Here is a 26,987-nt window from a genome sequence, read left to right as displayed (position 1 = left end):
CCCCGACGTCTCGCCCGCGCCTACCCCGACTGGAGCGCCACGCGGACCGTGCCGACGTCTCGCGTCTCACCGCGGGGCCCACCCTGGCGGCGGTAGCGGACCAGCAGCATCGCGACCTTCCCGGGGTGTGCGGACATGCCGCCGACGTCGATCCGGACCGCGTCGCCGTCGGTCAGGCCGAGCCGGATGACGCCGTCGCGGAGCACGTCGACCCGCGTCAGCTGGGCCCAGGGCACGGCCTGCCGGCGCGATCCCGCGCGATAGGTGATCGTCTCCTCGTCGAGCTGCAGCTCGCGGACCACGAGACGTCGGGTCGCCACGAGCACGGGGACGACGAGCAACGCGAGGGCGAGGAGCGTGCCGAGCAGCAGGGCCCCCGGCGAGGAGGCGAAGAGAGCCACGGTCGCGACGGTGCCGACGGCCAGGGACGCCAGCGCCACCGCTCCCATCCGCAGCCTGACCGACGAGCAGCGCAGCACCACCCCACCGCGAGGCGTCGTAAGGGCGCCCGGCCCCTCAAGCGCCGCCAGCTCGGGCGGCCGCGGGGAGACCAGCCCGAGGGCGATCGTCGTCAACCCCGCCGCGGCGAACGCACCGAGGGACACCGGGCCCCACGGTCCCGGCTCCCCGAACGCGGAGACCCCCGGGAGCCCGACCAGCAGACCGACCGCCACCCACAGCCTGCCGTTCATCGACTGCTGGACGCCGCGTCGCGCGTGCTCGTCCGCGGACGGCTCCCACAGCGGCAACCACGCGCCGTCGTCGGGGTCGACCGTGGCGTGGTCGTCGTCGGTCGAGGGGCGGTCGACCCCGACGACCCACTGGTCGGCCCGGTGCAGCACGGGTCGGGTGGTCAGGTGGCCCCAGCGGGCCGCGGCGGCGGGCGTGCCGAGCTCGCTGCGCTCGGTCGGGTTCTCGGCGTAGTGCAGGACGAGCCGCCCGACGTCGGTCGCGAGGGTCCCCCAGTCCTGCAGCATCGCCGTGACCACGCCGTCGGGGTGGATGCGCTGGCCCCGCGGCCACGCCCGGTAGCGGTGCTGCGCACTGGTGTCGGGCGCCGGGTGGAGCACGAGCAACCGCTGCCCCTCGAGGACCGTGACGGCCCCCAGGTGCTCCCACGCGATCATGGACTCGAGTCCGAGGTGGCGGTACCGCACGCCCGAACCGGTGAGCGCCACGTTCCCCGGCACGTAGAGTCCGACGGCCGCGAAGGCCAAAGGCCAGGCGAGCCCCAGCCCGACGACGGCGAGCCCCGCCGCGAGCACAGAGCTCCCGGTGGACAAGGCCCCGACGGCGAGGAGCAGAACCGCACCGGCGACCACCCCGAGCACGCTCATGCCTGCCCAGAACCAACCCGCCCGTCGCCGCAGGACGGTAGCCGGGGCGCCGTCCACCTGCTCGGTGCGCAACGGCAGGTCGCGGTTGCGGTGCCGCAGCACCGCCGAGGCCAGGCCCGACACGCCCAGGGCGGCGGCACCCGCACCGGCCAGGCCCATCCCCGCATCGCCGTCGGCGGCGAGCAGGAGGCCCGCACCGAGCACGAGCATCAGCACCGCCCCGGGGATGACCGTGCGCAACCGTTGGCGCCGCACCTCGTCCTCGACACCGGCCAGGAGGGGACGCAGGTCCGCGGGGTGGGCCTGCACGGAGGAGTCGGTCACGACGGGAACGGTAGCGGCCGGGGCGGGTCCGGTCGGGACGATCCACAGGCCCCCGTCCTCGGACCCGGCACACGGTCAGGGCCTAACTCACAGCCCGCTTGGGACCTCCGTCCCGGATCACACGGCACGCGACAGGAGAAACCCGGGCGTCGCGCCCTCGCCCCCGACGGGCCCCCTCACGGCATCTGGGGGGCGGTCGATCCACGAGGTATCCGCCCCGTCGTCCTTGGAGCACCTCCGTGATCACCGCCCTGCAACGCTTCCCCATCGGTCAGCGACTCATCGCCTTGGTCCTGCTTCCGCTCCTCGCGCTGGTCGCGGTCGCAGGCCAGGGGGTGCTCGACCGTGACGCCGAGCGACGCGATGCCGAGACGGTGGTCATGCTCACGGGGCTGGCCGGGATGGCTGGCGACGTCGCTCACGCGCTCCAGCGTGAGCGCGGGGCGACGAGCCTGTACGTGTCCTCCCGGGGTGAGCGGTTCGGTGCTGAGCTGAGCGGCTTTCGAGCCGAGGCCGACGACGCCGTGGCTGCCCTCCTCGCCTACGCCACCGAGCACGCCGACGCCCTCCCCGAGGCGGTCGGCGCGGCCACCTCCGCCGCGACCGACGGGACATCCGCCCTCGACGGGCTGCGGTCCGCGGCCGACGGGTTCTCGCGTCCGGTGACCGAGCTGATCCCCGAGTACACGGTGGTGGTCACGGCCGTGCTGGACGTGCTGCCGCCCGTCGTCGCGGCCACCACCGACGCAGTCGAGGCCCGCCGTCTCGCCGCCCTCGACGCGCTCATGACCGCCAAGGAGCGCGCCGGCGTCGAACGCGCCCAGCTCTCCAACGTGTTCACCAACGACGAGTTCGGCCCAGGTCAGGTCGTTACGGTCGCGAGCCTGGTCGCCGGGCGCGAGCAGAGCCTGGCGACCTTCGCCTCCCTCGCCGACGACGAGGCCCGGGCGAGCCTCACGGTCCTGCTCGGTGATCCCGCCGTCGTCGCGGCCGCCGAGCTCGAGGAGTCGGCTCTCGCCCGCCCCGAGGGTGGCTTCGACGTCGACCCCACGGAGTGGTTCGAGCAGGCGACGGTGCGCATCGACGCGCTCAAGGCCCTCGAGGACGGGTTCGCAGCGCACATCACCGACCGTGCCGCGACCGTGCGGGACGACGCCCGGAACGCCATGCTGCTCGCCGTCGGGACCGCGGTGCTGGCCCTCGTGCTGACGGTGGGGCTCGCCGTGGCGATCATCCTCAGCATCCGGCGGCCGCTGCGCCGCACCGTGGAGGTGCTCGAGGGAGTCGCTCGCGGTGAGCTGGACCACGAGCTCGTGGTGCCGGCCCACGCCCGGGACGAGGTGGCCGAGATGAGTCGGTCGCTCAACACGGCCACGGCCTCGCTGCGGGACACCCTGCGCCGCATGCGGGACACGTCTCACGCCCTGGCCTCAGCCGCGACCGAGCTGGACCAGGTGAGCGCGACCGTCGGGGAGGCCGTGGACGCCTCCGCCGAGCAGGCCCGGGCCGTGAGCGCCTCGGCCGGAGAGGTCTCCGCGAACGTGGACTCGGTGGCTGCGGCGACTGAGCAGATGGGGGCTGCGGTGCACGAGATCGCCCGCCACGCCTCCGAGGCGGCGACCGTGTCCTCGAGCGCGGCCGCGATGGCCCAGACGGCGAACAACTCGGTCTCCGCGCTGGAGGCGTCGAGCTCGCGCATCGAGGAGGTCGTCAAGACCGTCGCGAGCATCGCGAACCAGACGAACCTGCTGGCCCTCAACGCGACCATCGAGGCTGCGCGGGCCGGGGCCTCGGGCAAGGGCTTCGCGGTGGTGGCCGGCGAGGTCAAGGAGCTCGCGCAGGAGACCTCCACCGCCACCGAGGACATCGCCCAACGCATCACTGTGCTGCGTGAGGACGCGCGCGTGGCGGTCGACGCCATCGGCCAGATCACCGCGATCGTGGCCCGCATCGACGAGAGCCAGGCGCAGATCGCGGCCGCCGTCGAGGAGCAGAGCGCGACCACCGCGTCGATCACCGAGCACGCCCTGGGGGCTGCGGGGTCCACCGACCGGATCGCGTCAGGCGCCTCCCGGGTCGCAGAGAACGCGGTGCAGGAGACCGAGAGCCTCGGCGGTCTCAACGACGCCGCCCGCGACCTCGCCGCGATGGCCGTCGAGCTCGACGGGGCGCTGCAGGGCTTCCGCTTCTGAGCGGCCGGCGGGGGTGGGGACGCACGCGACGGCCGCCCCACCCCGCCGGACAAATCCGACGAGGACCTGCGCTAGGTTCGCTGCTCCTACGCCGGCAGCCGACGACGTCCCGCTGCTGGACGCCCCGCTGCTGAAGGAGACGAGCATGACGCAGGTCAAGATCTTCGGTCAGCGCGACGTCCTCGCGCCGCTGCGCGCCGAGATGTCCGACGTCGTGCACGCGGCGGCCGTCGAGGTGCTCGGGCTGCCCGAGTCCAAGCGGTTCCACCGGTTCTTCCCCATGGCGCCGGAGGACTTCCCCGTGCCCGAGGGTCGTACCGAGCGCTACACGATCCTCGAGGTCCTCATGTTCGAGGGCCGGCTGGCCCTGACCAAGAAGGCGTTCTACGCGCGGCTGTACGCCGACTTCGAGGCGCAGCTGGGCATCGGGGCGGTGGACCTCGAGGTCACGATCATGGAGACCCCGCGGCACGACTGGGCGATCCGGGGGACGGCCGGGGACGAGCTCGAGCTCAACTACGAGGTCGAGCAGTAGGGGCCCTGAGCCACGTCCTTCCACTGATCGACGTCTCGCGGCGCATCGGCCGAGGGTGGATCAAGGCTTGACCACTGGTGGCTAGTGGCCGTAGCTTTGCGCTACTAGCATTAGCCACTGGAGGACGCCATGCTCGAGCACTTGACCATCGGCGAAGGCACCATCGCCTTCGACGTCACAGGATCGGGTCCGTTGGTGGTCCTGGCCCACGGGATGGGCGACACCCGCCACTCCTACCGGTTCGTCGTCCCGGAGCTGGTCGCCGCCGGCTATCGCGTGGCGAACGTCGACATCCGCGGGTGCGGGGACTCCAGCGCCACCGGCTGGGCGGGCTACGAGCGGGCGGACATCGCCGGTGACCTGCTTGCGGTCGTGCGTCACCTCGGCGGCCCTGCTGTGATCGTCGGGCAGTCCATCAGCGGAGGTGCGGCCACCATCGCCGCGGCGACGGCGCCTGACCTGGTCGTCGGCATCGTCGAGCTCGCTCCGTTCACCCGCAAGCAGTCCTTCGACCTGCTCGGCGTGCTGCGCACCAAGCGCGTCCGCACCGGGATGACCCAGCTCATGAAGGTCATGCTGAGCAGCAGCCTGAAGGGGTGGATGTCCTACCTCGACATCGCCATCCCGACCAAGCTTGCCGACTGGGCGCAGGAACGCGCCCGCATCGAGACCATGCTGCGCGAGCCCGCTCGGATGGCTGTGCTGAACGCCATGACGAAGACGTCCCCGACCGACGCCGGCGAGCACCTCGCCGGGGTCCGGTGCCCGGTCCTCATCGTGGAGGGCAGCGCCGACCCAGACTGGGCCGACCCGCGCGTCGAGGGCGAGAAGATCATCGCCGAGCTCGCCGACGGTCTCGGCGAGCTCGCGGTCATCGACGGCGCCGGCCACTACCCGCACGCCGAGACGCCGAAGGAAGTCCTCGAGCTGCTGCTGCCCTTCCTCCGCACCACCCTCACGACGGCGGCGACCGGTGCCTAGGGCCGGCCTGGTCCCCGCCACGGTCACCGAAGCCGCAGCGGATATCGCCGATGAGATCGGCTTGTCGCAGCTCAGCATGAGCGTCGTCGCGGAACGCCTCGGCGTGAAGGCGCCATCGCTCTACAAGCACGTCGACGGTCTCGCCGACCTGACCCACCGCATCGCCACCCTCGGGGCCCTCGAGCTCGGAGACGCTCTCCGCGACGCCATGCAAGGTCTCGCCGGTCGGGACGCCCTGGCTACGGCAGCCCAGACCGTTCGTACCTACGTCAAAGAGCACCCCGGTCGGTACGCGGCGACGACGGGCGCCTCGCCCACCGGCCCGGACGACCCCCTGGCCGGCGCGCTGGACCGCGTTCTGGGGTCGTTCGCTGCGGTCCTTCACGGGTACCACCTCGACCCCGGCGAGCAGATCCATGCCGTGCGCATGCTCCGCAGCGCCCTCCACGGCTTCGCCACGCTGGAGACCAGCAACGGGTTCCAGATGGACACCGACATCGACGACAGCTTCGCGTGGATGATCACCTTCATCGATCGCGGCCTCACCGCCGCAGGTGCGCCATGACCCACACGCGGCCGACGGCGATCGCTGCGGGGCCGGATGCGGGCCGCGCTCCGCGAGCACCGCGCCACCAGCCGCCAGGTCACGACTACGTCCGCGGTGGTGCGCGGTTCGCCGCAGAGCTCATCGCCTGGATAGCCACCCCCTGGGCGCTGTGGCAGCACTCGATCCCGCTCGCCATCGTCTCGGTCGCGGTTCTGATCGCGCTTCCTGCGGTCTTCAGCACTCCCGGGGACCGACCTGGCGGAGATGCCCCGGTCTCAGTCCCCGGCGGCGTCACCGTCCTCATCGTGCTCCTCTACCTCGGCGCCGCGACCACCGCCGCGTGGGTGGCCTGGCCGTTCTGGGTCGCCGTCGGCGTGACCGCGCTCTGCATCACAGCGGTCTTCACCGAGCAGACGCGATGGAAGGCCCTCACTCGAAGGCTCACGTAGACGCATCAGCGCGATTGCGCGGATGCCAGCGGGTCAGGGGCGTGTGCGGCCGGTCTGGGTCAGCCCTCGACCAGGACCGGGGCGAGGCCCTCGAGCACCCGCTCGAGGCCGAAGCGGTAGGCGTGCTCGGGGTCGTGGGCACTGCCCTGTGCCTCCCCCGCCGCGGTGCCGATGCGGGTCGCGCGAGGGTAGCGGGCGGGGTCGACGTAGCGGGCGAGCTCCTGCCCGGCCTCCGCCCACCACGCGGCGTCGTCGTGGCCGCTCTCGGCGACCGCGCGCGCAGCGTCCTCGGCGTCGCGCGCGCAGGTCCGGACGAAGCTCAGCAGGTGGGTCAGGCTCGCGTCGACGATCACGTCGGGCGCGGCACAGCCGTCGAAGGCCGCCAGCTCGTACTCGTACTTGGCCAGCGCGCCAGGGCCGAGGGAGGGCCGCAAGGTCGAGACGGCTGCCGCCCACGGGTGCGCGGCGTAGAGCAGGCGGTTGTCCTCGGCGACGGCTCGCAGACGGTCGAGCAGTGCCGGAGACGCGGGCTCGCTGCGCGCCATGGCGGCGTACACGGCGTCGAGCATCAGGTCGAGGAGCTCGGCCTTGCCCGGCACGTAGGTGTAGACGCTCATCGGTGCGACACCGAGCCGGTCGGCGACCCCGCGGATGGTCACCGCCTCGAGTCCCCGCTCATCCGCGAGGGCCACGGCCGCGACGACGACCTGCTCGAGGTCGAAGGCGCGGCGCGGGCCACGCCGCGGGGTCGCGCTCGGATCGCGCCACAGCAGCGCGAGGGTCCGGGCGGGATCACCCGCGCTCGACCGATCAGGGCTCACGGGAACATTCTGCCGTCGAGGTCGTTGAACTCCATACGCCGTACGCCGTACAGCGTATCGAGTTGGAAGGACACCGCCATGAAGATCACCGGAAGTGCCGTCTCCCTCAACGTGGAGGACGTGCCCGCCTCGGCCCAGTTCCTCGTCGACCACCTGGGCTTCACTGTCGCGATGCAGGCCGACGGCTTCGCCAGCCTGACCCGGGAGGACGCCGGGATGAACGTCGTCTACCTGCGGCGCGGCCTCGCCACCCTGCCCGAGGACCAACGCGACGACCATGCTCAGGGGCTCATCCTCGCCTTCGAGGTGGACGCCCTCGAGGCCGAGCTCGAGCGCCTGCAGCGCGAGGGCGTCGCGATCACCATGCCCCTGACGGTCGAGGAGTGGGGCGAGCGGGCCTTCCAGGTGCGCGACCCCAACGGGGTGATCATCCAGCTGGTCGACTGGAAGGGGGCGGAGGGGTGAAAGTCAGTCGCTCCGCGCAGCCAGGCGGCCGTCCCTGCCGATCAGCACGTGGTCGCGGACGTCGGTCGTAGATGCGTCGACCACCCACCGTCGGGTCGGAGGTCGGGCCACCCCGGCCGGCCCTGCCGACGGGGGTCACGGAGTGCCCGGCATGCCGGCACTCCTCGGCGACGTCGCGAACCACCGCACGACAGGCCCCGAGTAGGAGGGCCTCCACCCCCGCTGCCCGGGGGCGCGTACCGCGACGAGACGCGGCGCCCAACGGAACAGCAGTGGGATGGCGCGCGCCATGGGACGCGGCACGACCGGAGCCTTCAACGTGGACAACTCGAAAGGAAGAACTAGGGGCAATAGCCCAAACTCATGCCGGGGTCAGGCTAGGACAACCTCACGGTGCGTCGGCTTGCGTTCGAGATAACCAAGCTGGCTCAGGAGGGCCCTAACCACGGCTTTCCCGAGTTCAAGAGGCACAGCATTTCCGAGCTGACGCTGCACGTCAGAGCGAGCGCCTTCGATCTTGAAGTCATCGGGGAACGACATTAGCCGGAGAATCTCGTCTACCCGGAGACGCCTGGCCCGCATCTCTCCGGTTGGGGCACGGACATTCTCCCAGTGGAACGGTCCAACCCACGGTCCCGGCTGGGCCTGGAGGGTGGTCGAAGGTCGATTGGGATCTAGCCGAAGGAGAAACGTCCAATAACGACTTCTCCACTCGAAGAAGTCGCGGCCTCCATAGCGGTCAGTGTGCCAGAGGTAATTCTGCCCTGGAGGCACCTCAGCAGCGAGGCTTCCGTACTGCCCATCAACGAAATCATCCAGGTCATCGGACAGGCCACGGGCTAGACCCTGGAACGCCTCAGAGGCAGTCACATGAGGAGCCTTGGAGGCATCGATCGTACGGTCCCTCTCACTCCATCCCGAGTGAGAGGGCTCAGGGAAATCAAACTTCTTTCCGTCGCGGCGCCCCACTACGAAAACCCGCCGACGCAGCTGCGGCACGCCATAGTCAGCAGCAAGCAGGACCTTCCATTGCGGATTGTATCCCAGATCACTTAGGCTCCTGAGCAAGCGCTCAAACTGCACCTTGTGCGTCTTATAGGTCAGGCCCTGAACATTTTCTAGGACAAAACCTTCCGGGCGGGCGTCGCTTACAACCCGTACATACTCGTCAAGAAGCGAGGCATTGGGGTCGCGGCTCGCCCGCTTCTCCTCCAACCAAAAGCCCGACTTGGAGAACGGAGTGCACGGAGGCCCCCCAACGACCAATACTGGCTCCTCGGATCTCATGCCCGCCGCGTCGAGGAGGCGCTCGGTCGAGATCCCGCGGATGTCACCCGATACGGTCGCCGCACTCCGAAAGTTCGCCTTCAGAGTCCGCAGAGCCGGCTCGTTGTAGTCCGTAGCCACGGCAACGCGCAACAGCCCGCTTCCCGGGTCACCGGGGACCAGCGGCTCGCCGTCGGCGCGCTCGACGGCAAGGTCGAGCCCTCCAGCACCGGAGAACAGGCTCACGACCGGGAGCTGCTCGCCCATATGCCACCTCGTTCCTATGTGGACGCGCCCGGCCAGCCATCTGACGGCCGTGCGTGTCGGACCAGTATCGTCGACGACAGGATCGCATCAGCCACCGACATGCCACCTGGCCCGGCGCGGGCCCGTGGCGAGCCGAGGGGGAGCACATGCAGCACCCGCCGCTAGCCGCCCGTGCCTTCGGTGAGGTCTACCGCGTACAGGGTAGGTCAGACCTCCACACGTTCCTCGTCGAGGCCGTCGAGGCGTCCGGGGGGCGCGTCCTCTACGCGAGCGACCCTCGGCTCGCGCCGGTCTACCTCGGCGTGCAGCTCGACTCAGACGAACGGATCGGGATGCTCATCTACCCATTCCGTATCACACGGAACTCAATCAAGAACCGTCCGGCAGACGAGGTCCGAGGTCAACTGCGATACGGATCACAGGCCTCATGGAAGCGAGCGCATCCGATCGGACGCGATGTGGCCGGCGTCGACGTAAGCATGATAGTCGGAATCGATACGGCCGGAGGTGTGCTTCTAGGGCTAGACGCGAACCTATGGGACCCATTGCCAATGGGCATTTCATTCTATGCTAAAAGTGCGGAAGTCGACCGAGCCGCCTCATCAGGGTGGCACGTGTGGGAAAAGACCAATAAGCCGGGAGCCAAACGCTCTGAGCCACGTTCCCCGACCAATTTCGAGACAGTCGTCGGATTCACGCAGGACCGACTAATTGACTACGCACGTCTCGAGCGCCGCGCAACCTCACTACGCCTGGACTCGCCCCTCCGGTACTCGGCAGCGGTCGCATTTGCTGGCGGGGAAACAATCGACTCCCTCCCCCACCGCCATGTACTAGAAGAACAGTTCGCACTTACCAGCGAGCAGATTCTCGACATAATCCGAGGTCGCAACCGCCTCTCGGTAGCCGTGCGCGGCGGAGTAGCCGAGCACCATCTCGAGAACTTGCTTAGAAGAACAGTAGGAGTCGCTGCGGTAGACCGCCTAGACACGGACTCGATGCACGACTTTAATGTCAGAATGTCTGACGGGCGGGTCCTGAGGGTCGAGTGCAAGAACGCTAGTCCGAAGATCTCGGCGGACGGAAGGTTCAAGGTAGAGGTACAAAAGACACGAAGCTCCAAGAATGACCCGGCTTCGCGCTTCTACCCACTAAGCGGGTTTGATGTCGTTGCGGCATGCCTCTTCTCGCCTACCGGAAAATGGGAGTTTCGCTACGGCGCGACCTCCCAAATGCGGACCCATGCCGGCTTCCCTGACCGTCTCGCTCCGATCCAGGCCATCACTGACGACTGGGTGGAAAGGCTCGATGATGTCGGGCATCGCGACCCTACGCGATTGTCCTGAGGCAGTGACCGCCTTCAGAACGGCACCCAAATCTACTCGGTCTCGACAGCATCCTCTTCGATGCTAGACGTAAAGAAGACCTCGCCGTCAGACGCGCGATCTAGTACGTCCTGACCGAACTCGGACAGGGGCGCTTCGGCCGCCGAGAGCGGAGCGGGGAGGGCCGGACGCGGCCAGAGTTCGAGCACTCGCGCAGCAACATCTTTTGCGCGTGAGCGAATTGCTGCACTCGCCCAGGCACCGCCATTTTGCTGCGCGAACCGCTTCACATCGCGCGTCATCTTGTAGTCAACCGTTGCGTATATCTCCGCTTTCAAAACGAAGGCCTTAGAACCCAATGCCGAGTTCGTCTCGGGTGCTACCAAGGTGAGATTTGCCAGCGAATGAAGGTAGCGCTCTTGCACGGAATGTAGCTCCTCCCCTACGGCTCGCAGGTCACCGATCCAGTCGTTTGTCCGCGCCTGGGGCAAGATGTGCTCGATGCTTTTGTCGCTTGCGACATAGTTTGGCGGCAGCTCATAGCCGTAGGTCGAATCGAGAGAACGAAGGATCCGCATGCGCTGGGTGGTATCACCGTTGTGATAGAAGTCCTCACTGAGAACAGCGCTTGAGATAGCCTCGTCGTCCGGCCAGTCTTTCGCCGAAATGAGCATGACTCGCTGGAGGCGAGATCGAACTTCCTCTTCCATGAGTGCCTGTTCATTGAGACGAGCCAACATAGTCCCGAACTGACTGTTCAGGTTATTTGGCGCGAGGCCGGCAATGAATCGGCGGACGAGGTAACTCTCAATATCCCGCACGCAGGCCGCGGCGGTGGAATAGTCACAGCGCTCACGATGGATCTGCTCATAGAGCCATAGCACAACTGGACGCGCCGTTCGTCCACCAACGTCGTTGAGGCGAGTGAGCGCGGCGCGGAGGTCGTCGTGCTCTTCGTTCACGGGATGAAGTATCTTGCGAAAATAGAGCGACTTCCGGTGAAGTTCCTTGACATACTCCTCAGCTATCTGTCCAGTACCCCCTTGCTCCCGGAGCTGCGCTTGTACCGTTCGATAAGACCGCTTCTGTAGTACATTGGTACCGCGGCTCACCAGGTCCGCCCACACTAGTTGCTCTACTTCGGCCGGCCTTAGATGGATCGTCTCCATCGGTTCCCAGACATCTCGCAGGACCTCGTGTGCGCGTCCCCGAAGGAGCATGAAGACGTAGTTCCTGAGCAGGTCAAGTTGCCCGAGGGGCTTGCCTTTTGCATTCAATGACTCGAAGATCGCATTTGTATCGTCGAGGCTTTTGGTCTCGATTGCGATGAATGACATCCGGTGAGCTATCACTTGCTCGAGGACGTCAAAGTCCAGAGGAAAAAGGTTGCTGAAACGCGCGAGCTGCGGGTTGGTGCTCGGGTTGACGGCCTTTCTCCGCATTTCAGTGTGGAAGAACTTGTACGCCTGGATCACGCGTTGGGAATGCCCGTCGCTCAACTCGAGCGCTTCCGCGTCGATCTTGCCACTGCCACTATGGTGCACAATGCCACCAAAGGCCTTGCGGTCGATAGTCAGAGGAATTAGCCGGGCGCGCTCGTCGCCCCGAGCCCCGGCGTTGCGCAAGTACGTGTCCGTGAGTACGCGGCGCTGCTCTGCGGAAGCCTCAACATCAGCGACTCTTCCAGGACGCGAGATGGACGTACTCCACGCGTCACGGAGCGCACAGATGGCGAGCATCAGCGTCGTGATGCGCTGTTGACCGTCAATCACGTCGGATCGCGGTACGCCCAGCGCGCTCGGACCGCTCAGAACAATGGTCCCCAGATAGTGGCTGGGCATCGTTGAGATGCGCTCGTCCCGCTCATCGCGCTCGAGGTGCCAGACATCGACGAGCCGCGCGTACTGTGTGAGCATGTCGAGCCAGAGGGTCTCCCGCTCCTCTCGTTCCCATGAGTACGCCCGCTGGAATGGCGGAATCCGGTACTGACGTGGTCCACTGATCAGCCCCAGGAACGTAAGCGTCTTGCTGTCCACGTCGCCCCCTAGGTTTGATAGGTCATACTGACCATATCGTCGGGAGGGACCCGCCGTAACCCCTCAAGCCCATCGCGGTCTGACGCGTCACCCGTCTGGCCTAGCATGCAGGTCCGGCCTGGCGTATCGCTTTCGGGCGCAAGGGAGCGCGACTAGGCTGGGGCGTCCCTTCGATTGGTGCAGTCCTCGGCCTATCGGCAGTGACCACGTCGAAGAGTACGGACGGACTAGAAGCATTGGAGTCAGATATGGCGTGTTGACGAATGGCCTCGTTTGCGCGCAGGAATTCCAAGGGCGAACTTCGTCGGCCTAGAAGCCAGCTCGATGTCCTCAGGTCCCGCAGCGGAGCACAGGGCGGCACCGTCAGGACTGCGCCGGCCAGCACCGCGCCTCGCCCACGGTGGTGCGTTCTCAGTCCCCCAGCCCCAACGTCTCCGTGATCCCCCGCCGGGCCCCGCGCACCTCGGTGTTGTTCGCGCCGCGCATGCGGGAGTTCGAGACGCCCTTGATGGACTTGATGCGGTCGTCGCGCACCTTCAGGTCGTGCATCTCGGCGCGGGTCTCGGACTCGTGGCGGTGGCGCTTGTCGGAGTTGCGGTAGCGCAGGTACATGAGGCCGTAGAAGACCGGCCCGGCCAGCAGGAGCAGCAGACCGAAGTTCGACCCGTCGCCCCCGTCGCTGCCGGTGCCGATCGTGAAGGAGATCCCCGTGGCCGCGTCGGCCAGCACGCTCATGTCCATGATCACCCTCCCAGCACCATGACGACGATGCCGGCGATGGTGCCGACCACCTGGACCACGGCCGAGACGCCCAGGAGCTTGGCCTGGTTGATGGGCACGCTGCCCATCGTCTCGCCGGTGCGGGCGTTGACCGCCACGTAGTGCAGGAACGTCCTGCCGTTGGACTTGGTCTGGTGGTAGCTGTACAGCCACACCGGCAGGTACGCCGACACCCACCGCTGACCGTTCACGCGCACCTGCTCGTGGTCCCACCGCACCCCGCGGTCGTAGAACTGCAGGGTCTCGTTGGCCTTGTGGCGGGCGATGTCCCCCGCCTGGACGTGGGCGATCGGCGTCAGCTGGTCGATGTTGCTGTCCCGGCGCTCGGAGTGGAACCCGGCGAGGTAGTTCGAGTCGTACCGGACGGAGTTCTCGACGTCGAACGGCATGATCGAGTTGATGATGTTGTTCGAGTTCGCCGCCGTCTGGTTGAGGCGCTCGCTCGAGGACTCCACGGTCAGGTCATCGACGTGCAGCTCGAAGTCCCGCACCACGTGGTAGACGTCCGCGTCGTACACCCGACGGTCGTTGTCCCCTTGCTTGACCGTGTAGGAGCGGGTCTGGTGCTCGCCCTGCCCGGTGAGGGTCACGTGGGCGTTGACGTCCACCACCATGTACGGCAGGTACACGCCCATGACGTTCTCGGGGTTGAACTCGGCCGTGAACCGCGGGTGGGCGAAGAACTTCCGCTTCGTGACGAACTCGCGGATCTTCGCGACCGCAGCGTCCTTGGGGAGCTTGAACGGCAGCACGACGTCGGGCACCGCGCCGTTGGGGACCTGCTGGTTCATCGACAGCTTGTTGCGGCACCAGTGGCAGCGCGCCTGCGTGCCGTGGGCCGTGTCGATGACGACCTCAGCCCCGCAGGCCGTGCACTTGAAGGTCAGGACCTCATCCGTCGAGGGGACGATGTCCGCCGACCCCGAGCCCATGACGATCCCGGACAGCTCTCCGATGTCACCGTCGAGGCCGAGGTTCGCCAACCCCGCCTCGCCCTGCCACTCGAACCGGCAGAAGTGGCACCGCAGCTGGCCCGTCGCGACGTTGAGGGAGATCTCCGTGGCGCCGCAGCGCAGGCACTTGACCAGGCCGTCCTTGGCGTCGCCGTCGGTGTGGACGACCCGCGGTCCGGTCGGCTCGGGCTGGAGGGGCCCGGGCTGCTCCGGGGTGGTCGAGTCCTCCGGGTAGGGGTGGCTCACCGTCGCCTCTACAGACCCAGGACCTTGGCCTTGGCCGCCTCGAAGTCCGCCTCGGAGATCAGCCCCTGGTCGAGCATCGCCTTGAACTGCGCGAGCTTGGCGACAGGGTCCTCCGCGGCCGGGGTGGGTGCGGCGGCCGCAGCCGGGGCGGCGGGCTCCTGCGGGGTGGGCACCGGGGCCTGCTGATTGGGCTGCGGCTCGTGCGGCTGCTGCAGACCGCTCGCTGCCCCCGCCGTCGCGTTGACGCCCATGCCGAGGAAGGCCATGCCTGCGCCACCGCCGGCGCCGCCCGGGTTCTCCCCCGCGGCCTGGAAGCCACGGGCCGCGGCCTGCTGCATGAAGGAGTTGCCGCGGGCCCCACCCAGGGCGTCGGCCTTCTTGACGTCCGAGAGCAGCGCGCGGGTGTCCTCGTCGTACTCGATGGCCTGCAGGGCGACCTTCTCGATGGTCAGCCCGCGACCCGTCGTCCACCCGTAGCCGTCCTCGACCGCCTGGGACAGCGACTGGGCGAAGCCGATCGCGTCACCCTGGATGCGGGTGATGCGGTTCCCCTTGCTCGGGTCGTTCGTGTAGTTCGAGAACGCCGCCGACAGGGACCCGACCACCTCGTTGAAGAGCTGGCTCGCGGCGTCGTTGTCGAGGTCGGTGAAGTCGAAGACCCTGGGCGTGGCCCCCAGGTACGTCAGGGGCACGAACTGCTTGACCAGCAGGATCGGGTCGACGATGCGCAGCGTGTACGAGCCGCGGGTGATCGCCCCGACCTGGGCGCCCAGGTACGCGTCATCCCAGTAGATCTCCGACTGGGTGCCGAACCGGTTGTTCGGGATCTCCTTGAGGTTCACGTAGAAGGCCAGCTGCTGGGACCCGGGGCGCCCGCCGAACTTGAAGCGCTCCCAGGACATCTTCACCGTCGGGCTGAGGATCCCGTCCCCGGCGAACAGGGACTGGGAGTTCAGGTCCTCCGAGGTGAAGATGAAGCCGCCCGGCTCGGCGACCAGACCGGTGAGTTCGCCGTCCTGGAAGGTCATCAGGCCGTAGCCCTCGGGCACCACGATGCGGCTGCCGTTGGTGATGATGTGCTGCGAGCCGGAGGTGTTCGACCCACGGCCGGCGTTCTGCCCCTGCGGGACGGCCGGGAAGATCGCGGCGGTCGGCGCGAGACCGGGCGGCGGGGCCAGGAAGTCCTTCCACTGGTCGGCGAGCATCCCGCCGACGGCACCGGAGAAGGCCTTGATGAATCCCATGTTGCGTCCTCTGCTCGACCCGTGATCCAGGCGACGGCATCTTCGCGATCGCGCGGCACACTATCGCGGGCAGCATGCCGGACGACAGGGCCGGGCGGGTGGAGCAGCCCCACGGGCCCACGCGGACGCCGCCGCGCGCGTCCTCAGGGGCGGGTGACAGGCAGGCCTGGCGCACGACGCGCGAGCTCGGCCAGAAGGCTCTGCGGCTCGTCGACCCTCACCTCGTAGGCCATCCCGTCGGACGCGACAACGCGGATGCCCGGGCCTGCGTCGAAGAGGAGACCCATGCGCTGCCCTGGAGCCCGCCGCAGACCCACGCCGCCATAGCTCGTGGGACGGATGCGCTCCACCTCCCCGACCTCGATGATCGCTTCGGGAGCGAGGTGCGCACGCCACAACGGGCGGAACGCCATCTCCAGACCCTCGTCGGACCACGCGAGACGGATCTCGGCTCGCAGGAGGGCGACCCCCAAGGCGACGCCCACCAGCGAGGGCACCGTTGACGAGATGAGCAGGCCCGGGTTGTCCCACGGGACGAGCGCCACGACCAGGCCGACCGCACCGAGGCTCAGGGCGACGACTCCCCACGCGACAGCGCGAAGCCAGCCTGGGGCCGATCGAACGTCCAGGGCGGGTTCTGCCATCAGCGGCTCCTTCGTGCGGTGACATCAGCGCTTAGGCTCGGCGGGGCAGGAGCGCACTCCTGCACTCCGTGCTCGTCGGTCGCGAGCGGTAAGAAGAAGGCAGCGGTGGAGCCGACGGCACTGAGCAAGGACGGCAGCGTCCACGTCACCGATGAGCGGATCAACACCGTCTCCCACCTGGCTGCGACCTGCTTCGCGCTGGTCGGCTCGGCGCTGCTCATCGCGCAAGCCGGGGCCCAGGGCGACCCGTGGAAGATCGTCGGGTTCAGCGTCTACGGGTTCTGCGTCCTCATGCTGTTCGGGTCGAGCACCCTGCACCACGGCCTCGACCGGAGCCCCCGGGTCAACGAGGTGCTGCGCACCCTCGACTACGACTCGGTGTTCCTGCTCATCGCGGGGTCCGTCACGCCCCTGGTGCTCGTGCTGTTCCGCAACACCTACGGCTGGACCATCCTAGGTGCGGTCTGGGCGATCGCCGCGGCGGGGATCGTGCTGCGATCGCTGCGCCGGGACCTGCCCAAGCACCTGACCAACACCCTGTTCATCGTGCTGGGCTGGATCCCCGTGCTGCTCGCCGGCGCGGGGGTGCCGCTGCCCTTCGGCGCCTACGCCCTCATGGCCGCGGGCGGCCTGATGTACAGCGCCGGGTTCGTCATCTTCGTCATCGAGAAGCCCAACCCCGTGCCCGGGGTGTTCGGCTTCCACGAGATCTGGCACATCATCGTGGTGCTCGCGGCCTTCCTGCACTACCTGCTGATGTACCTGTACGTGCTGCCGGCGTAGGTGCCCGACGACACCTCGCTATGCGTCGTACGCAAAGGTTATGCGATCGTCGCATAACCTTTGCGAGTGGATGCAAACCAGGTACGCGCGCTGGCAGCCGCGGGCGAGTCGCTCACCGTCGAGTTCAAGTCAGACCGTGCGCGCCTCTCCGACGGCCACCTCGTCGAAGCAGTCGCATGCATGGCCAACGGCCCGGGCGGGGTCGTCCTGCTCGGCGTTGAGGACGACGGCACGATCACGGGAACCAAGCCGCGGCACAGCCCCAGCACCAAGGCACCGCTGGTGCAGGCCCTCATCAGCAACACCACCGTGCCGCCCTTGAGCACCACGGTCACCATCGTGCCGGTCGACGGACACGAGGTGATCGCCATCGAGGTCGAGCAGGCGCGCACCCCGATCGGGACCTCCCGGGGCGTCTACACGCGCCGGGCGATCAAGACCGACGGAGGACCCGAGTGCGTGCCCTACGCGTTCCACGAGATGTTCGGGCGAGCCGTGGAGGTGGGGCAGACGGACCACGCGCGGCTCCCCGCACGTGGAGCGACGTGGGATGACCTCGACCCACTGGAGTTCGAGCGCCTCCGCTCGCTCACGGCCGCTGGCGGAGACACAACTCTGACGAACCTCGAGGACGTGGACATCGCACGAGCTCTCGGCGTCCTGGGCCCTGATGGCGACGTGCTCTTGGGAGCGTTGCTGCTCTTCGGGAGCCACGCTGCGTTGGCTGACCACATTCCAGGACATGAATCTCAGTTCCAGGTCCTGCGGGGCACCGCCGTGGAGACCAACGTCAGCACCCACGCACCGCTCCTCGCCACAGCGCAGGACCTCTACGCCCGGATCGAGGCCTACAACAGGGAAGAGGAGGTCGACTCGGGCCTCATACGCATCGCCGTCCCACTCATCTCACCCACCGCCGTGCGCGAGGCACTAGCCAACGCGCTCGTCCACCGCGACTACGCACGGCTCGGTGCGGTCCAGCTACAGCTCGACGGCGACGCGTTCACCGTCACGAGCCCAGGGGGCTTCCCCGAGGGCATCACGACGGCCAACTTCCTCAGGACCAACCGCCCGCGAAGCCCCCTCCTGGCTGAGGCCTTCAAGCGAGCCGGCCTCGTCGAGCGATCCGGTCGCGGGATCAACCGCATGTTCGAGACCACGATCCGCCTGGGCCGCCAAGCTCCGGACTACTCGCAGACCACCAACAGCAGCGTCGTCGCGACCTTCGGTCTAGGCCACGCCGACCTTGAGCTCGCGCGCTTCGTCTCCGAACGTGAGCGAGCAGGCGGATCACCCTTCACCTTGGCTGACCTGCAGGTGCTCTCGCGCCTCCGTCAGGGCGGGAGCCTCCGTCTGGTCGATGCGAGCGAGATGCTTCAGAAGACCGAGAACGAGACGCGCATCGCCTTTGCGCGGATGTCCGCGAGCGGCCTTGTCGAGCAACGCGGATCAGGCAGAGGCACGCGCTACCACTTGTCTGCGTCTGTCTACCGTGCGCTAGGCGACAGGGCCGCCTACGTACGGGTCCACGGGTTCTCCCACCTGCAGGCCGAGAGCATGGTCCTCGCCTTCGTCGCCGCACATCGCCAGATCACACGATCCGAGGCGGCGGATCTGTGCTCTCTGACGCCAGCGCAGGCGTCGACACTCCTACGCAGACTCGCCAAGGAGGGGCGGCTCACCATGCATGGCGAGCGACGCGGCGCGCTCTACCGCCTGCCCGATGAGACTGAGGACCCGCCGAGGCCCAACTCCAACGTCTGACGGATCGCTGCCTGGCGACACGAGACACCGCCCCGACAGCTGCGGCATGCTCGAGTCACCGACCACGCCTCGGAGGAACCGTGTCCTGGATCGATTCGCTCTCCCTGATCTTCGCGTTCCTCGGTGCGGGCATCGGCGCGGGCCTCGCCGGGTGGTTCGCCACCCGCACGAGCCGCCACGAGCAGCGCGGGCGACGGTTCGAGGCCGCCCTCGAGCTGCTGGCCTCCCACGAGTCCCGCCAGCGTGCGCTGGGGCGGGCGCGGGTGGTGGAGATCGCCAGTCAGGGAGCCAACTCCGACCCCGAGCGGGAGGAGGCCTTGGCCGTTCTCCGTGAGGACGTCCGGGTCTCCTGCACGAGCGAGGTCCTGTCCCAGCTCTCCGCACAGCTCGCGGGCGGCGCGGGGTCCGTCCGCATCGCCGGCGACGTGACTAACGCCCGGGTCGAAGGAGACGACGTGCTGGTCGGCCCGTCCCTGGTCGACACCGCCCAGGCCTACGTGGACATCGCCGGTGGCTCCGACGCGGCCGGGGACCAGCTCGTGGTGCTCATCGCGCAGGCCGAGCCCCAGCTGGTGCGCTCCGCCTCGGACGAGAGCCCGGTGCGGGCCCGGGTGCAGACCGAGGCCGGCAGCGGGTCGAGCGAGGGGCTCCGGGGCCGGGCCGAGGGTGGTCACCCCCTGCCCACCGACCGCCGCCTGATCCTCGTGAAGCTCAACGCCGAGGCCGAGGGCATGACCCCGGCCGAGCTCAAGGAGCGAGCACGCAAGGCCTGGGTGCTCTCCCTGCCGCGGGTGCAGGGCTTCGCCCCCGAGGCGGTGGTCGCCGTCGTCCGGCAGGAGGTCCGTGGTGCGTGGCGCTTCCGGGACGTCCACCTCAGCGATGAGCCCGGCCGCGTCGAGTTCGACCTCGGTGAGGAGGTCCCCGACCTCATCGGCCGCGAGTTCCTCGACACGGGGCAGAACCCGGTGCGCTACTGGCCCTGAGCGACCGCTCAGCGCAGCGCGTCGATCTCCGGGGGGACGTCGTCGCGGTCCTGCGGGCCGAGGAAGCTCTGGGTCCACCCGTCGCCGTCCGGCTCGATCCGTGAGGTGCCCACGTCGGAGGACAGCACCCACAGCACCTCGCCGGAGTCCTGCCAGGCGATGGCCACCCCGTGCCGGGTGCTGTACGCCTGCTCGGACCGGAACAGCTCGTCACCTGCGTCCCCGCGGATGACGACGTGCAGCATCGCGACGCCGCCGTCCGGCGCGCCCTCGACCAGGGCGGCCTCGAGGGTCCCCGAGGGCGCCGCCACCGACTGCCCGGGGCTGTTCGCCAGCTCCGGGCCCTCACCGCGGCCGCCGCACCCTGCGACGACCATCGCCGCGACGGCGGCCGAGGCCGCGACCAGACCAGCTCGGACCACTGCCCTCATCCTGGGTACCCCTCGATCGAGATCACGCGTCCGCTCCCGTCGACGACCACCGTCGTCGGGGCGGTCCAGCCGATGTGGATGTCATAGGCGTCGGCCTGGCCGAGGGTCAGCACCTCGGCGACCCAGCTCTTCCGCTGGTCCGTCGTGTACTGCGGGTTGGGGTCGATCACGTCGTTCCACCGGTAGCTCGCGTCGATCACCACCTCGAAGGTGCCGTCGGACCGGGGCGTCACCCTCGTGCTGCCGCTGTGCTCGAAGCCGCCCACCTCGGCGTTGGTGCCGTGGAGGTACTGGTAGCCGACGATGCCCTCACCGTTCTCGATCGCCTGCGAGAAGCTCTCGTCGAAGGAGCCCGTCCGCCTGCCGGAGCTGAGGTAGCGCTCGACCGCAGCCACCGCCTCGTCGCCGGTCCGCAGCTGCATGTCCGCCGCGAGGGCGTCGTTGGCCATCATGTACTCGGCCCAGTCCGCGTCGTCCTCGATGACCCAGTCGCCGCCCCCGCGCAGGTAGCGCTCGAGGATCGCCCGGCCGGCCCAGTCGTTGGACAGGTGGCCGTTGCCCGGGTCGTCCCGCCGGGAGAGCTCGTCGGAGCGGATGCGCCGCCCCCCGCGCTCGTCCGGGGTGCGGCGGTCCTCGACCCGATCCCCCAGGGAGGTCGTGACGCCGCCGATCGCGACGACGAAGGCCGCGTGGGCGTCACCCACGGCCACCCTGACCCGGACGATCTCGCCGAGGAGCCGGATCACGTCCGGGGTGCGCTCGGGCTGTGCCGCGAGGAACAGGCCGACCGCCACGGGGTTCGAGGTCAGGGCCGCGCCCCCCAGGCCCATCGCGTTCGCCGAGGCGAGCACGCGCCCGGCGTCGGCCCGCAGCTGCTCGAGGGCGTCCGCGAGCGCGTCGCACGCCTGCGCGGCGGTCCCGGCGAGGGTGCCAGCCGCCTCGAGGGCCTGCTCGTGCACGGCGGCATGCGCTCGGAACCCGTCCCCCGCGGCCCCGGTCCACGACGACCCGGTGGCCCGGGACGCGGCACCCAGGTCCTGACCTGCGGTCCCCACCAGGCGGCGTGCGTCGGCGTGGGCGGTGGCCGCCGCACGCAGCGACACCAGGTCCCCCGGGACGAGGGCCTCGGCACTGCCGTAGAGGGCCATGTCACTCCACCCGCAGCAGGGCGGCGACGCCGGCGTCCACGGACCGGTAGGCCTCGGCGGAGGCGATGAGCTCGGTCGACGCACGGGACAGGACCGACGACAAGCGCTCCAGCTCCTCGGTCAGGGCGCGTGCAGCCGACGCGGCCAGGGCCGTCGTGTCCGGTCGCCCGGTGCTCGGGGCCGACCCCCTCAGCCGCGCGACCGCTGACCCCACGCCGTCGGCGCAGGACCGCACCTGCGCGGCGCACCGGTCGAGGTCCTCGACCATCACCTCGAGCTGGTCCACAGCCCTCCCCCTTCGCCCCCTGCAACGATCCAGGGCCGATGCTAGCGGCCCTGGATCGTGGGGGGTGGGGCGCCGCTCACGCCTCCCGCAGCGCCTCCGTCAGCTTCACGCGCCCACCGAGGCGCAGCAGCGACCGCTCGTAGATCTTCGCCCCCACCGCGATGACGGCCACGGTCGTCACCCCGAGGATGCCCAGGGCCACCAGCGGCTCCCACCACGCGGCCTCCCCGAGGAAGAGCCGCACGGGCATCGCGACCGGGGCGCTCACGGGGAAGAAGGACGCGATGCGCAGCACGGTGTCGTTGTCGTTGAAGAAGATGACGAGGAAGTACGGCGCCATCGTCATCATCATCACGGGGGTCAGCACCGGGCCGGTGTCCTCGATGCGGGAGACCAGCGAGGCGCTCGCGGCGAAGATCGCGGCCAGCAGCACGAACCCGACGACGAAGAACAGGGCGAACCACACCAAGGGGCTGCCGAGGGTCCCGAGCATCTCGTCCTGACCGATGACCATCAGCCCCGCGACGCTCACCGCGGCCAGGGCCGCCGTCTGGGCGAAGGCCAGCACGCTGTTGCCGAGGATCTTGCCCGCGAGCAGCGCCCGCGCCGAGACGCTCGACAGCAGGATCTCCACGATCCGCGACTGCTTCTCCTGGACGGTGTTCTGCGCGATGGTCCCGCCGAAGGTCATCGCGGTCATCATGAACACGAGGCCGAAGGCCAGCGAGACGAGGAAGCGGAGCCCGAAGCCTGGCGCCTCGTCCCCGAGCAGCTCGACCTCGGGGGTCGCCGACAGGGCGGCGAGCACGTCCTCGGGGACGCTGTCGAGGGCCAGCACCCGGATCCCCAGCACCCCGGCCGAGCTGTCCGGGATCACGGCGGCCTCGACCTCCTCGTTCTCGACGAGGGCGCGGGCCGCGGCGTCGTCGGAGGCCGGCACCCCCTCGAGCCCCTCCGACTCGGCGACCATCGAGGCCACCTCCGGCACGACGGCGACACGGGTCGGGTCGGTCTCGCGGCCGGACAGCACCGAGCCCAGCACGATCGCCGCGAGCACCCCGAGCAGCAGCACCGCCGCCGAGATGAGGAAGGACTTGGACCGGAGCTGGGTGACGACCTCCCGTTCGGCGACCAGCATCGTGGCCTGCAGGGTGCCGGGCACCGCGGGCCGGGGTGCCGTGGAGGCGGTCGACGGAGCGGGGGTGCGGGACGGCTGGGTGGTGCTCATCGGACCGGCTCCTCGATGGTCTCGTGCTGCTCGTTCAGGTCAGGTGCTGGGGCCTCGCCCGCAGCGGTCCCGCTCGTCTCGCTCTCGTCGCGGACGATGTCGCGGAAGATCTCGGCCAGGGTCGGGCGCACCGGCGTGAACTCGAGCAGCGGGGCCTGGGAGATCGCGGTGCGCACCACGCGCTGGGCGGTCTCCTCGTCGGCGTCGAACAGGGCCCAGCCGCCCGCGAAGTCGACGACCTGGACCCCGGGCTCGGCGCGCAGCCAGCCCATGTCCCCCGCGGAGCTGATCTCGTAGCGGGGCTCGGCGTATCGCTCGCGCAGCTCCTCGCGCCCCCCTGCGGCGCGAACCTGCCCTCCCGCGATCACCACGACGTCGTCGCACAGCCGCTCGACCACGTCGAGCTGGTGGGAGGAGAACAGCACCGGCACACCGCGCGCGGCCCGCTCGGTCAGCACCCCCACCACGGTGTCCACAGCCATCGGGTCCAGGCCCGAGAACGGCTCGTCGAGGATCAGCACCTCGGGGTCGTGCACCAGGGACGCGGCGATCTGCACGCGCTGCTGGTTGCCGAGGGACAGGTCCTCGAGGTTGTCGTCAGCGCGCTCGCCCAGGTCCAGGCTCTCGAGCAGCTCACGGGCCCTCCGGTCGGCCACCCCCCGGTCGTAGCCGTGCAGCCGCGCCAGGTAGGTGAGCTGCTCGGCCACCCGCATCTTCGGGTAGAGCCCACGCTCCTCGGGCATGTACCCGAAGGCCCGGCGCCCCTCGGCGTCCAGGGGTCGGCCGTCCATGGTGACCTCCCCCGAGTCTGGGGTGAGGACGCCGAGGATGATGCGCATGGTCGTCGTCTTGCCGGCGCCGTTGCCGCCGACGAAGCCCGTGAGGCGGCCCCGCTCGACGCCGAAGTTCACATCGTCGAGCACGAGCCTGTCCCCGTAGGACCGGTGGATGCCGTCGAGCCGCAGCATGGTCACTCCTTGGTGGGTCCGGTGATGGCTCCACGCTAGGCAGCGCCCGGCCTGTGCGGCTCAGGCGCGAGGCTGAACCTGGCGGCCCGCCCGCCTCCGCCTCGAGGGGGAGGCGACGGCGAGGGGTGGGGCGGCTCAGTGCCGGACGAGGCCGTGCTCGTAGGCGAAGACGACGGCCTGCACGCGGTCCCGCAGCCCGAGCTTCATGAGGATGCTCGAGACGTGGGTCTTGACCGTGGCCCGGCCCAGGTACAGCTCGGTGGCGATCTCGTCGTTGGCGAGGCCGCGGGCCACGAGCAGCAGCACCTCGTGCTCCCGCTCGGTCAGCGCTGCGAGCCGGCCGGTGGGCACACCGTCGGGACCCCCCGAGCCCTCGGCGCGGCGACCGGCGACGGCGCGGGAGATCACCGCCCGCGTCACCTCGGGGGCCAGCAGCGCATCCCCCGCGGCCACCGAGCGCACGCCGTCGACCAGCTGCTCGGGGCGGGAGTTCTTCAGCAGGAACCCCGAGGCCCCCGCGTCGAGGGCCTCGACCAGGTAGTCCTCGCGGTGGAAGGTGGTGAGGATCAGCACCCCGGCGTGGATCTCGGGGTCGGCGACCACCAGGCGGGTGGCCTCGAGGCCGTCCATGTCCGGCATCTGCACGTCCATGCAGATGACGTCGGGCTGCAGGGCGCGGGCCTGATCCAGGGCCTGCCGACCGGTGCGGGCCTCGCCCACCACGGTCAGGTCGGGCTGGATGTCGAGGATGGTCCCGATCCCGGCACGCACCAGCTCCTGGTCGTCCACGAGCAGCACCCGGTACGGGCCTGTGCGGGTGGGCTGGTCGTCAGTCGTCACGGTCGCTCCTCAGCGGTACCTGGGCTCGGACGAGGAACCCGCCGCGCTGCCGCGGTCCCGCCTCGAGGGTCCCGCCGTCGGCGGCGACCCGTTCACGCATCCCGACCAGCCCCAGGCCCGAGGAGGGCGTGCTCGCCCGTCGGCCGCCCGCGCCGTCGTCGGCGACCTCGAGCTCGACCGCGCCGGGCAGGTAGCGCAGACGGACATCAGCCCGGGCCCGCACACCGCCGTGCTTGCGGGTGTTGGTCAGCGCCTCCTGGGCGATCCGGTACAGGTTGAGCGACACCAGGGGCGGCAGGGGCACAGGGTCCCCGACCACCTGGTACGTGGCCCCGAGCCCAGCCTCGACCGTGCGCTCGACCAGCTCGGGCAGGCGCTCGACGCTCAGCGACCCGACGCCGTCGGGCGCGTGCCGGCCGACCCGCGCCGTGAGGTCGCCCGCAGGTCCCTCGCCGAGGGCAGGGTCGTCGCCCGTCGCCGGCTCGCGCGCCGTCTCGCGCAGCATGCCGAGCACGCCCTGCAGCTCGTCGATGCTCTGGCGGGCTGAGTCCTCGACCTGCTCGAGCGCACGGGCCGCACGCTCGAGGTCGGTTCCCAGGAGCGTGCGGGCCGCAGCCGCCTGGACCCCCATCATCGACACGTGGTGCGCGACGGCGTCGTGCAGCTCGCGGGCCAGCCGCAGCCGCTCGAGGGTCACGGCCTGCTGCTCGACCACCTGCCGCTCGATCTGCAGCAGCCGGCCGCGGTACGCCGTGCGGGCACGCTCGCGGGCCGAGGCCCAGGCGTGGTCCCCGAACCAGTACGCCCCGGCGAAGTACAGGATGTTGGTGAGCAGCTGGATGAGCATGAAGGCCACCAGCGGCGAGAACACCCCCGCGCGGGACAGGTCGGGCATGGAGTCGGGGTCCGTGACGCTCCGGAAGAGCGAGATGATCAGCCACGCGAACATCACCACGACGATGCCGAGCCGCACCGCGGTGGCCCGACGTCGGTCCGGCTCCCACGCGCCCACCGTGTACAGGGCCATGAACAGCGTGATGTTGATGAACAGCGTCTCGGGGACGAGCAGCTCCGCGGTCACCACGAAGGCCACCGTGATCACCACGGCCACCGCGCTCGGGTACCGGCGCCGCAGGGCCAGGGGAAGCGTCGCGGCGGCCAGGCACAGCAGCGCGACCCACCCCTCGGCGGGCTCCCCGTAGAACCCGGTCGTGCGTTGCAGGACCATGCTCAGCAGGGCGCCGACCAGCAGGGCACCGGCCACCGCGGCGTCGTTGCGGACCTGGTCGGGACCGACGGCCTCCCGCCGCCAGCCGGGCTGGTCCGGGTCCGGCGCGGCGACCACCAGCTCGGACGGTTCGCCCAGGGCCCGGGGCGCGACATCGGCCTCGGTGGTCGTCGGTGAGCGGTCCACGGGCGCAACCGTAGAGGACTTCCGGGTCACCCGCGGGACCCGTCGAGCCAGGTGAGCACCGCCAGCACACGACGGTGGTCCGCGGAGGAGGACGGCAGGTCCAGCTTCATGAACAGGTTGCTGATGTGCTTCTCGACGGCACCCTCGGTCACGACGAGCCGCCGCGCGATCGCGGTGTTCGACCGGCCCTCGGCCATGAGCCCGAGCACCTCGCGCTCCCGCGGGGTGAGCGCCACGAGGGGGTCGGCGGCCTGCCGGGGCACCAGCAGCTGGGCGACGACGTCGGGGTCGAGCACCGAACCGCCGGCCGCGACGCGCTCCACCGCGTCCGACAGGGCGTCCAGGTCCTGGACCCGGTCCTTGAGCAGGTACCCGACCCCGCCGGCACCGCCCCCGCCGTTCCCGCCCGACGGCGTGGCGAGCAGGTCACGGGCGTAGGACTCCTCGACGTACTGCGACAGCACCAGGACGCCCGTGCCGGGCGCCTCCCGGCGGACCGCCACGGCGGCCCGGAGCCCGTCGTCGGTGAAGGTCGGTGGCATGCGGACGTCGACCACGGCGAGGTCCGGTCGGTGCTCGAGGACCGCGGGCAGCACCGCATCGGCGTCACCGACAGCAGCCACGACCCTGTGACCGGCCTCGTCGAGGAGCCGGACGAGGCCCTCGCGCAGCAGCACCGAGTCCTCGGCCAGCACGATCCGCATGGGGTCAGTGTGGTGCACGCGGGCCT

General features: G+C 69.7%; 26 protein-coding genes. 10 read left to right on the top strand and 16 right to left on the bottom strand.

Annotated elements, in window-relative coordinates:
• Positions 1–20: 20 nt before the first annotated feature.
• Entirely contained in the window at positions 21–1,661 is a 1,641-nt protein-coding gene (locus J4G33_RS06445; RefSeq protein WP_208055097.1) for a hypothetical protein, read from the bottom strand.
• 239 nt (positions 1,662–1,900) lie between these two features.
• On the opposite strand from J4G33_RS06445, the gene J4G33_RS06440 reads away from it, so the two are divergent.
• The 5 genes from J4G33_RS06440 to J4G33_RS06420 all read left to right on the top strand — a co-directional run bounded on the left by J4G33_RS06440 (position 1,901) and on the right by J4G33_RS06420 (position 6,365).
• Positions 1,901–3,853, top strand: coding sequence for a methyl-accepting chemotaxis protein (locus J4G33_RS06440; protein ID WP_208055096.1), 1,953 nt, complete (start codon positions 1,901–1,903; stop codon positions 3,851–3,853).
• A 145-nt stretch (positions 3,854–3,998) separates the two neighbouring features.
• Entirely contained in the window at positions 3,999–4,388 is a 390-nt protein-coding gene (locus J4G33_RS06435) for a tautomerase family protein (RefSeq protein ID WP_208055095.1), read from the top strand.
• A 129-nt stretch (positions 4,389–4,517) separates the two neighbouring features.
• On the top strand, positions 4,518–5,369 hold the full coding sequence (locus J4G33_RS06430) for an alpha/beta fold hydrolase (RefSeq protein ID WP_208055094.1): 852 nt from the start codon (positions 4,518–4,520) through the stop codon (positions 5,367–5,369).
• A complete protein-coding gene (locus tag J4G33_RS06425; RefSeq protein WP_208055093.1) occupies positions 5,362–5,934 on the top strand; it encodes a TetR/AcrR family transcriptional regulator in 573 nt (190 codons plus the stop codon). Before J4G33_RS06430 ends, J4G33_RS06425 begins: the two co-directional genes overlap by 8 nt.
• Positions 5,931–6,365: a hypothetical protein gene (locus tag J4G33_RS06420; protein ID WP_243758643.1), complete on the top strand. Its 435-nt coding sequence runs from the start codon at positions 5,931–5,933 to the stop codon at positions 6,363–6,365. Before J4G33_RS06425 ends, J4G33_RS06420 begins: the two co-directional genes overlap by 4 nt.
• Before the next feature lie 59 nt (positions 6,366–6,424).
• Here J4G33_RS06420 and J4G33_RS06415 read toward each other — a convergent pair whose 3' ends face one another.
• The gene (locus J4G33_RS06415) at positions 6,425–7,186 is read right to left on the bottom strand and encodes a TetR/AcrR family transcriptional regulator (RefSeq protein WP_208055092.1); all 762 of its coding nucleotides are present in this window, start codon (positions 7,184–7,186) and stop codon (positions 6,425–6,427) included.
• 78 nt (positions 7,187–7,264) lie between these two features.
• On the opposite strand from J4G33_RS06415, the gene J4G33_RS06410 reads away from it, so the two are divergent.
• Positions 7,265–7,651: a VOC family protein gene (locus J4G33_RS06410; RefSeq protein ID WP_208055091.1), complete on the top strand. Its 387-nt coding sequence runs from the start codon at positions 7,265–7,267 to the stop codon at positions 7,649–7,651.
• 372 nt (positions 7,652–8,023) lie between these two features.
• Here the strand turns inward: J4G33_RS06410 and J4G33_RS06405 are convergent, their stop codons facing one another.
• Complete coding sequence (locus J4G33_RS06405; RefSeq protein ID WP_208055090.1) at positions 8,024–9,184, bottom strand: DNA cytosine methyltransferase; 1,161 nt, start codon at positions 9,182–9,184, stop codon at positions 8,024–8,026.
• A 146-nt stretch (positions 9,185–9,330) separates the two neighbouring features.
• Between J4G33_RS06405 and J4G33_RS06400 the strand changes: the two genes are divergently transcribed.
• The gene (locus J4G33_RS06400; protein WP_208055089.1) at positions 9,331–10,530 is read left to right on the top strand and encodes a hypothetical protein; all 1,200 of its coding nucleotides are present in this window, start codon (positions 9,331–9,333) and stop codon (positions 10,528–10,530) included.
• 32 nt (positions 10,531–10,562) lie between these two features.
• Here J4G33_RS06400 and J4G33_RS06395 read toward each other — a convergent pair whose 3' ends face one another.
• From J4G33_RS06395 to J4G33_RS06375, 5 genes are all read right to left on the bottom strand, one after another.
• Positions 10,563–12,545 (bottom strand): DUF262 domain-containing protein, encoded by a 1,983-nt coding sequence (locus J4G33_RS06395; RefSeq protein ID WP_208055088.1) that lies wholly within the window; start codon positions 12,543–12,545, stop codon positions 10,563–10,565.
• A gap of 411 nt (positions 12,546–12,956) precedes the next feature.
• Positions 12,957–13,286: a hypothetical protein gene (locus J4G33_RS06390; protein ID WP_208055087.1), complete on the bottom strand. Its 330-nt coding sequence runs from the start codon at positions 13,284–13,286 to the stop codon at positions 12,957–12,959.
• A gap of 2 nt (positions 13,287–13,288) precedes the next feature.
• On the bottom strand, positions 13,289–14,524 hold the full coding sequence (locus J4G33_RS06385) for a TFIIB-type zinc ribbon-containing protein (RefSeq protein ID WP_208055086.1): 1,236 nt from the start codon (positions 14,522–14,524) through the stop codon (positions 13,289–13,291).
• An 8-nt stretch (positions 14,525–14,532) separates the two neighbouring features.
• Complete coding sequence (locus J4G33_RS06380; protein ID WP_208055085.1) at positions 14,533–15,768, bottom strand: SHOCT domain-containing protein; 1,236 nt, start codon at positions 15,766–15,768, stop codon at positions 14,533–14,535.
• 143 nt (positions 15,769–15,911) lie between these two features.
• A complete protein-coding gene (locus J4G33_RS06375) occupies positions 15,912–16,412 on the bottom strand; it encodes a hypothetical protein (RefSeq protein WP_208055084.1) in 501 nt (166 codons plus the stop codon).
• A gap of 105 nt (positions 16,413–16,517) precedes the next feature.
• Between J4G33_RS06375 and trhA the strand changes: the two genes are divergently transcribed.
• The 3 genes from trhA to J4G33_RS06360 all read left to right on the top strand — a co-directional run bounded on the left by trhA (position 16,518) and on the right by J4G33_RS06360 (position 19,942).
• Positions 16,518–17,195 (top strand): PAQR family membrane homeostasis protein TrhA, encoded by a 678-nt coding sequence (gene trhA, locus J4G33_RS06370; RefSeq protein ID WP_208055083.1) that lies wholly within the window; start codon positions 16,518–16,520, stop codon positions 17,193–17,195.
• A 66-nt stretch (positions 17,196–17,261) separates the two neighbouring features.
• Positions 17,262–18,959 (top strand): RNA/DNA-binding domain-containing protein, encoded by a 1,698-nt coding sequence (locus J4G33_RS06365; protein WP_208055082.1) that lies wholly within the window; start codon positions 17,262–17,264, stop codon positions 18,957–18,959.
• An 80-nt stretch (positions 18,960–19,039) separates the two neighbouring features.
• The gene (locus J4G33_RS06360) at positions 19,040–19,942 is read left to right on the top strand and encodes a hypothetical protein (RefSeq protein WP_208055081.1); all 903 of its coding nucleotides are present in this window, start codon (positions 19,040–19,042) and stop codon (positions 19,940–19,942) included.
• 8 nt (positions 19,943–19,950) lie between these two features.
• Here the strand turns inward: J4G33_RS06360 and J4G33_RS06355 are convergent, their stop codons facing one another.
• The 8 genes from J4G33_RS06355 to J4G33_RS06320 form a co-directional block, all read right to left on the bottom strand.
• The gene (locus J4G33_RS06355; protein ID WP_208055080.1) at positions 19,951–20,364 is read right to left on the bottom strand and encodes a hypothetical protein; all 414 of its coding nucleotides are present in this window, start codon (positions 20,362–20,364) and stop codon (positions 19,951–19,953) included.
• Positions 20,365–20,369: 5 nt separating this feature from the next.
• Positions 20,370–21,521, bottom strand: coding sequence for a hypothetical protein (locus J4G33_RS06350; protein ID WP_208055079.1), 1,152 nt, complete (start codon positions 21,519–21,521; stop codon positions 20,370–20,372).
• A 1-nt stretch (position 21,522) separates the two neighbouring features.
• Positions 21,523–21,807, bottom strand: a complete 285-nt coding sequence (locus J4G33_RS06345) for a hypothetical protein (RefSeq protein WP_208055078.1) — start codon at positions 21,805–21,807, stop codon at positions 21,523–21,525.
• 76 nt (positions 21,808–21,883) lie between these two features.
• Positions 21,884–23,035, bottom strand: a complete 1,152-nt coding sequence (locus tag J4G33_RS06340; RefSeq protein ID WP_208055077.1) for an ABC transporter permease — start codon at positions 23,033–23,035, stop codon at positions 21,884–21,886.
• Positions 23,032–24,003 carry an ABC transporter ATP-binding protein gene (locus J4G33_RS06335; protein WP_208055076.1) on the bottom strand — a complete coding sequence of 324 codons (972 nt, stop codon included), beginning with the start codon at positions 24,001–24,003 and terminating at the stop codon, positions 23,032–23,034. The genes J4G33_RS06340 and J4G33_RS06335 overlap by 4 nt, the downstream gene beginning before the upstream one ends.
• 135 nt (positions 24,004–24,138) lie before the next feature.
• Entirely contained in the window at positions 24,139–24,843 is a 705-nt protein-coding gene (locus J4G33_RS06330; RefSeq protein ID WP_208055075.1) for a response regulator, read from the bottom strand.
• Entirely contained in the window at positions 24,833–26,257 is a 1,425-nt protein-coding gene (locus J4G33_RS06325) for a sensor histidine kinase (protein WP_307793772.1), read from the bottom strand. The genes J4G33_RS06330 and J4G33_RS06325 overlap by 11 nt, the downstream gene beginning before the upstream one ends.
• A gap of 26 nt (positions 26,258–26,283) precedes the next feature.
• Positions 26,284–26,961 (bottom strand): LuxR C-terminal-related transcriptional regulator, encoded by a 678-nt coding sequence (locus J4G33_RS06320; RefSeq protein ID WP_208055074.1) that lies wholly within the window; start codon positions 26,959–26,961, stop codon positions 26,284–26,286.
• Between the last annotated feature and the right edge of the window lie 26 nt (positions 26,962–26,987).

The organism is Actinotalea soli (assembly GCF_017565425.1).
Classification (GTDB): domain Bacteria; phylum Actinomycetota; class Actinomycetes; order Actinomycetales; family Cellulomonadaceae; genus Actinotalea; species Actinotalea soli.
This window is presented reverse-complemented; position numbering and strand designations above follow the sequence as displayed.

Coding starts and splice junctions, on each gene's coding strand:
- J4G33_RS06435 (WP_208055095.1), top strand. CDS start 3,999: ATGACGCAGGTCAAGATCTTCGGTCAGCGCGACGTCCTCGCGCCGCTG.
- J4G33_RS06430 (WP_208055094.1), top strand. CDS start 4,518: ATGCTCGAGCACTTGACCATCGGCGAAGGCACCATCGCCTTCGACGTC.
- J4G33_RS06420 (WP_243758643.1), top strand. CDS start 5,931: ATGACCCACACGCGGCCGACGGCGATCGCTGCGGGGCCGGATGCGGGC.
- J4G33_RS06410 (WP_208055091.1), top strand. CDS start 7,265: ATGAAGATCACCGGAAGTGCCGTCTCCCTCAACGTGGAGGACGTGCCC.
- J4G33_RS06405 (WP_208055090.1), bottom strand. CDS start 9,184: ATGGGCGAGCAGCTCCCGGTCGTGAGCCTGTTCTCCGGTGCTGGAGGG.
- J4G33_RS06400 (WP_208055089.1), top strand. CDS start 9,331: ATGCAGCACCCGCCGCTAGCCGCCCGTGCCTTCGGTGAGGTCTACCGC.
- J4G33_RS06390 (WP_208055087.1), bottom strand. CDS start 13,286: ATGGACATGAGCGTGCTGGCCGACGCGGCCACGGGGATCTCCTTCACG.
- J4G33_RS06380 (WP_208055085.1), bottom strand. CDS start 15,768: ATGGGATTCATCAAGGCCTTCTCCGGTGCCGTCGGCGGGATGCTCGCC.
- J4G33_RS06375 (WP_208055084.1), bottom strand. CDS start 16,412: ATGGCAGAACCCGCCCTGGACGTTCGATCGGCCCCAGGCTGGCTTCGC.
- J4G33_RS06350 (WP_208055079.1), bottom strand. CDS start 21,521: ATGGCCCTCTACGGCAGTGCCGAGGCCCTCGTCCCGGGGGACCTGGTG.
- J4G33_RS06340 (WP_208055077.1), bottom strand. CDS start 23,035: ATGAGCACCACCCAGCCGTCCCGCACCCCCGCTCCGTCGACCGCCTCC.
- J4G33_RS06335 (WP_208055076.1), bottom strand. CDS start 24,003: ATGCTGCGGCTCGACGGCATCCACCGGTCCTACGGGGACAGGCTCGTG.
- J4G33_RS06320 (WP_208055074.1), bottom strand. CDS start 26,961: ATGCGGATCGTGCTGGCCGAGGACTCGGTGCTGCTGCGCGAGGGCCTC.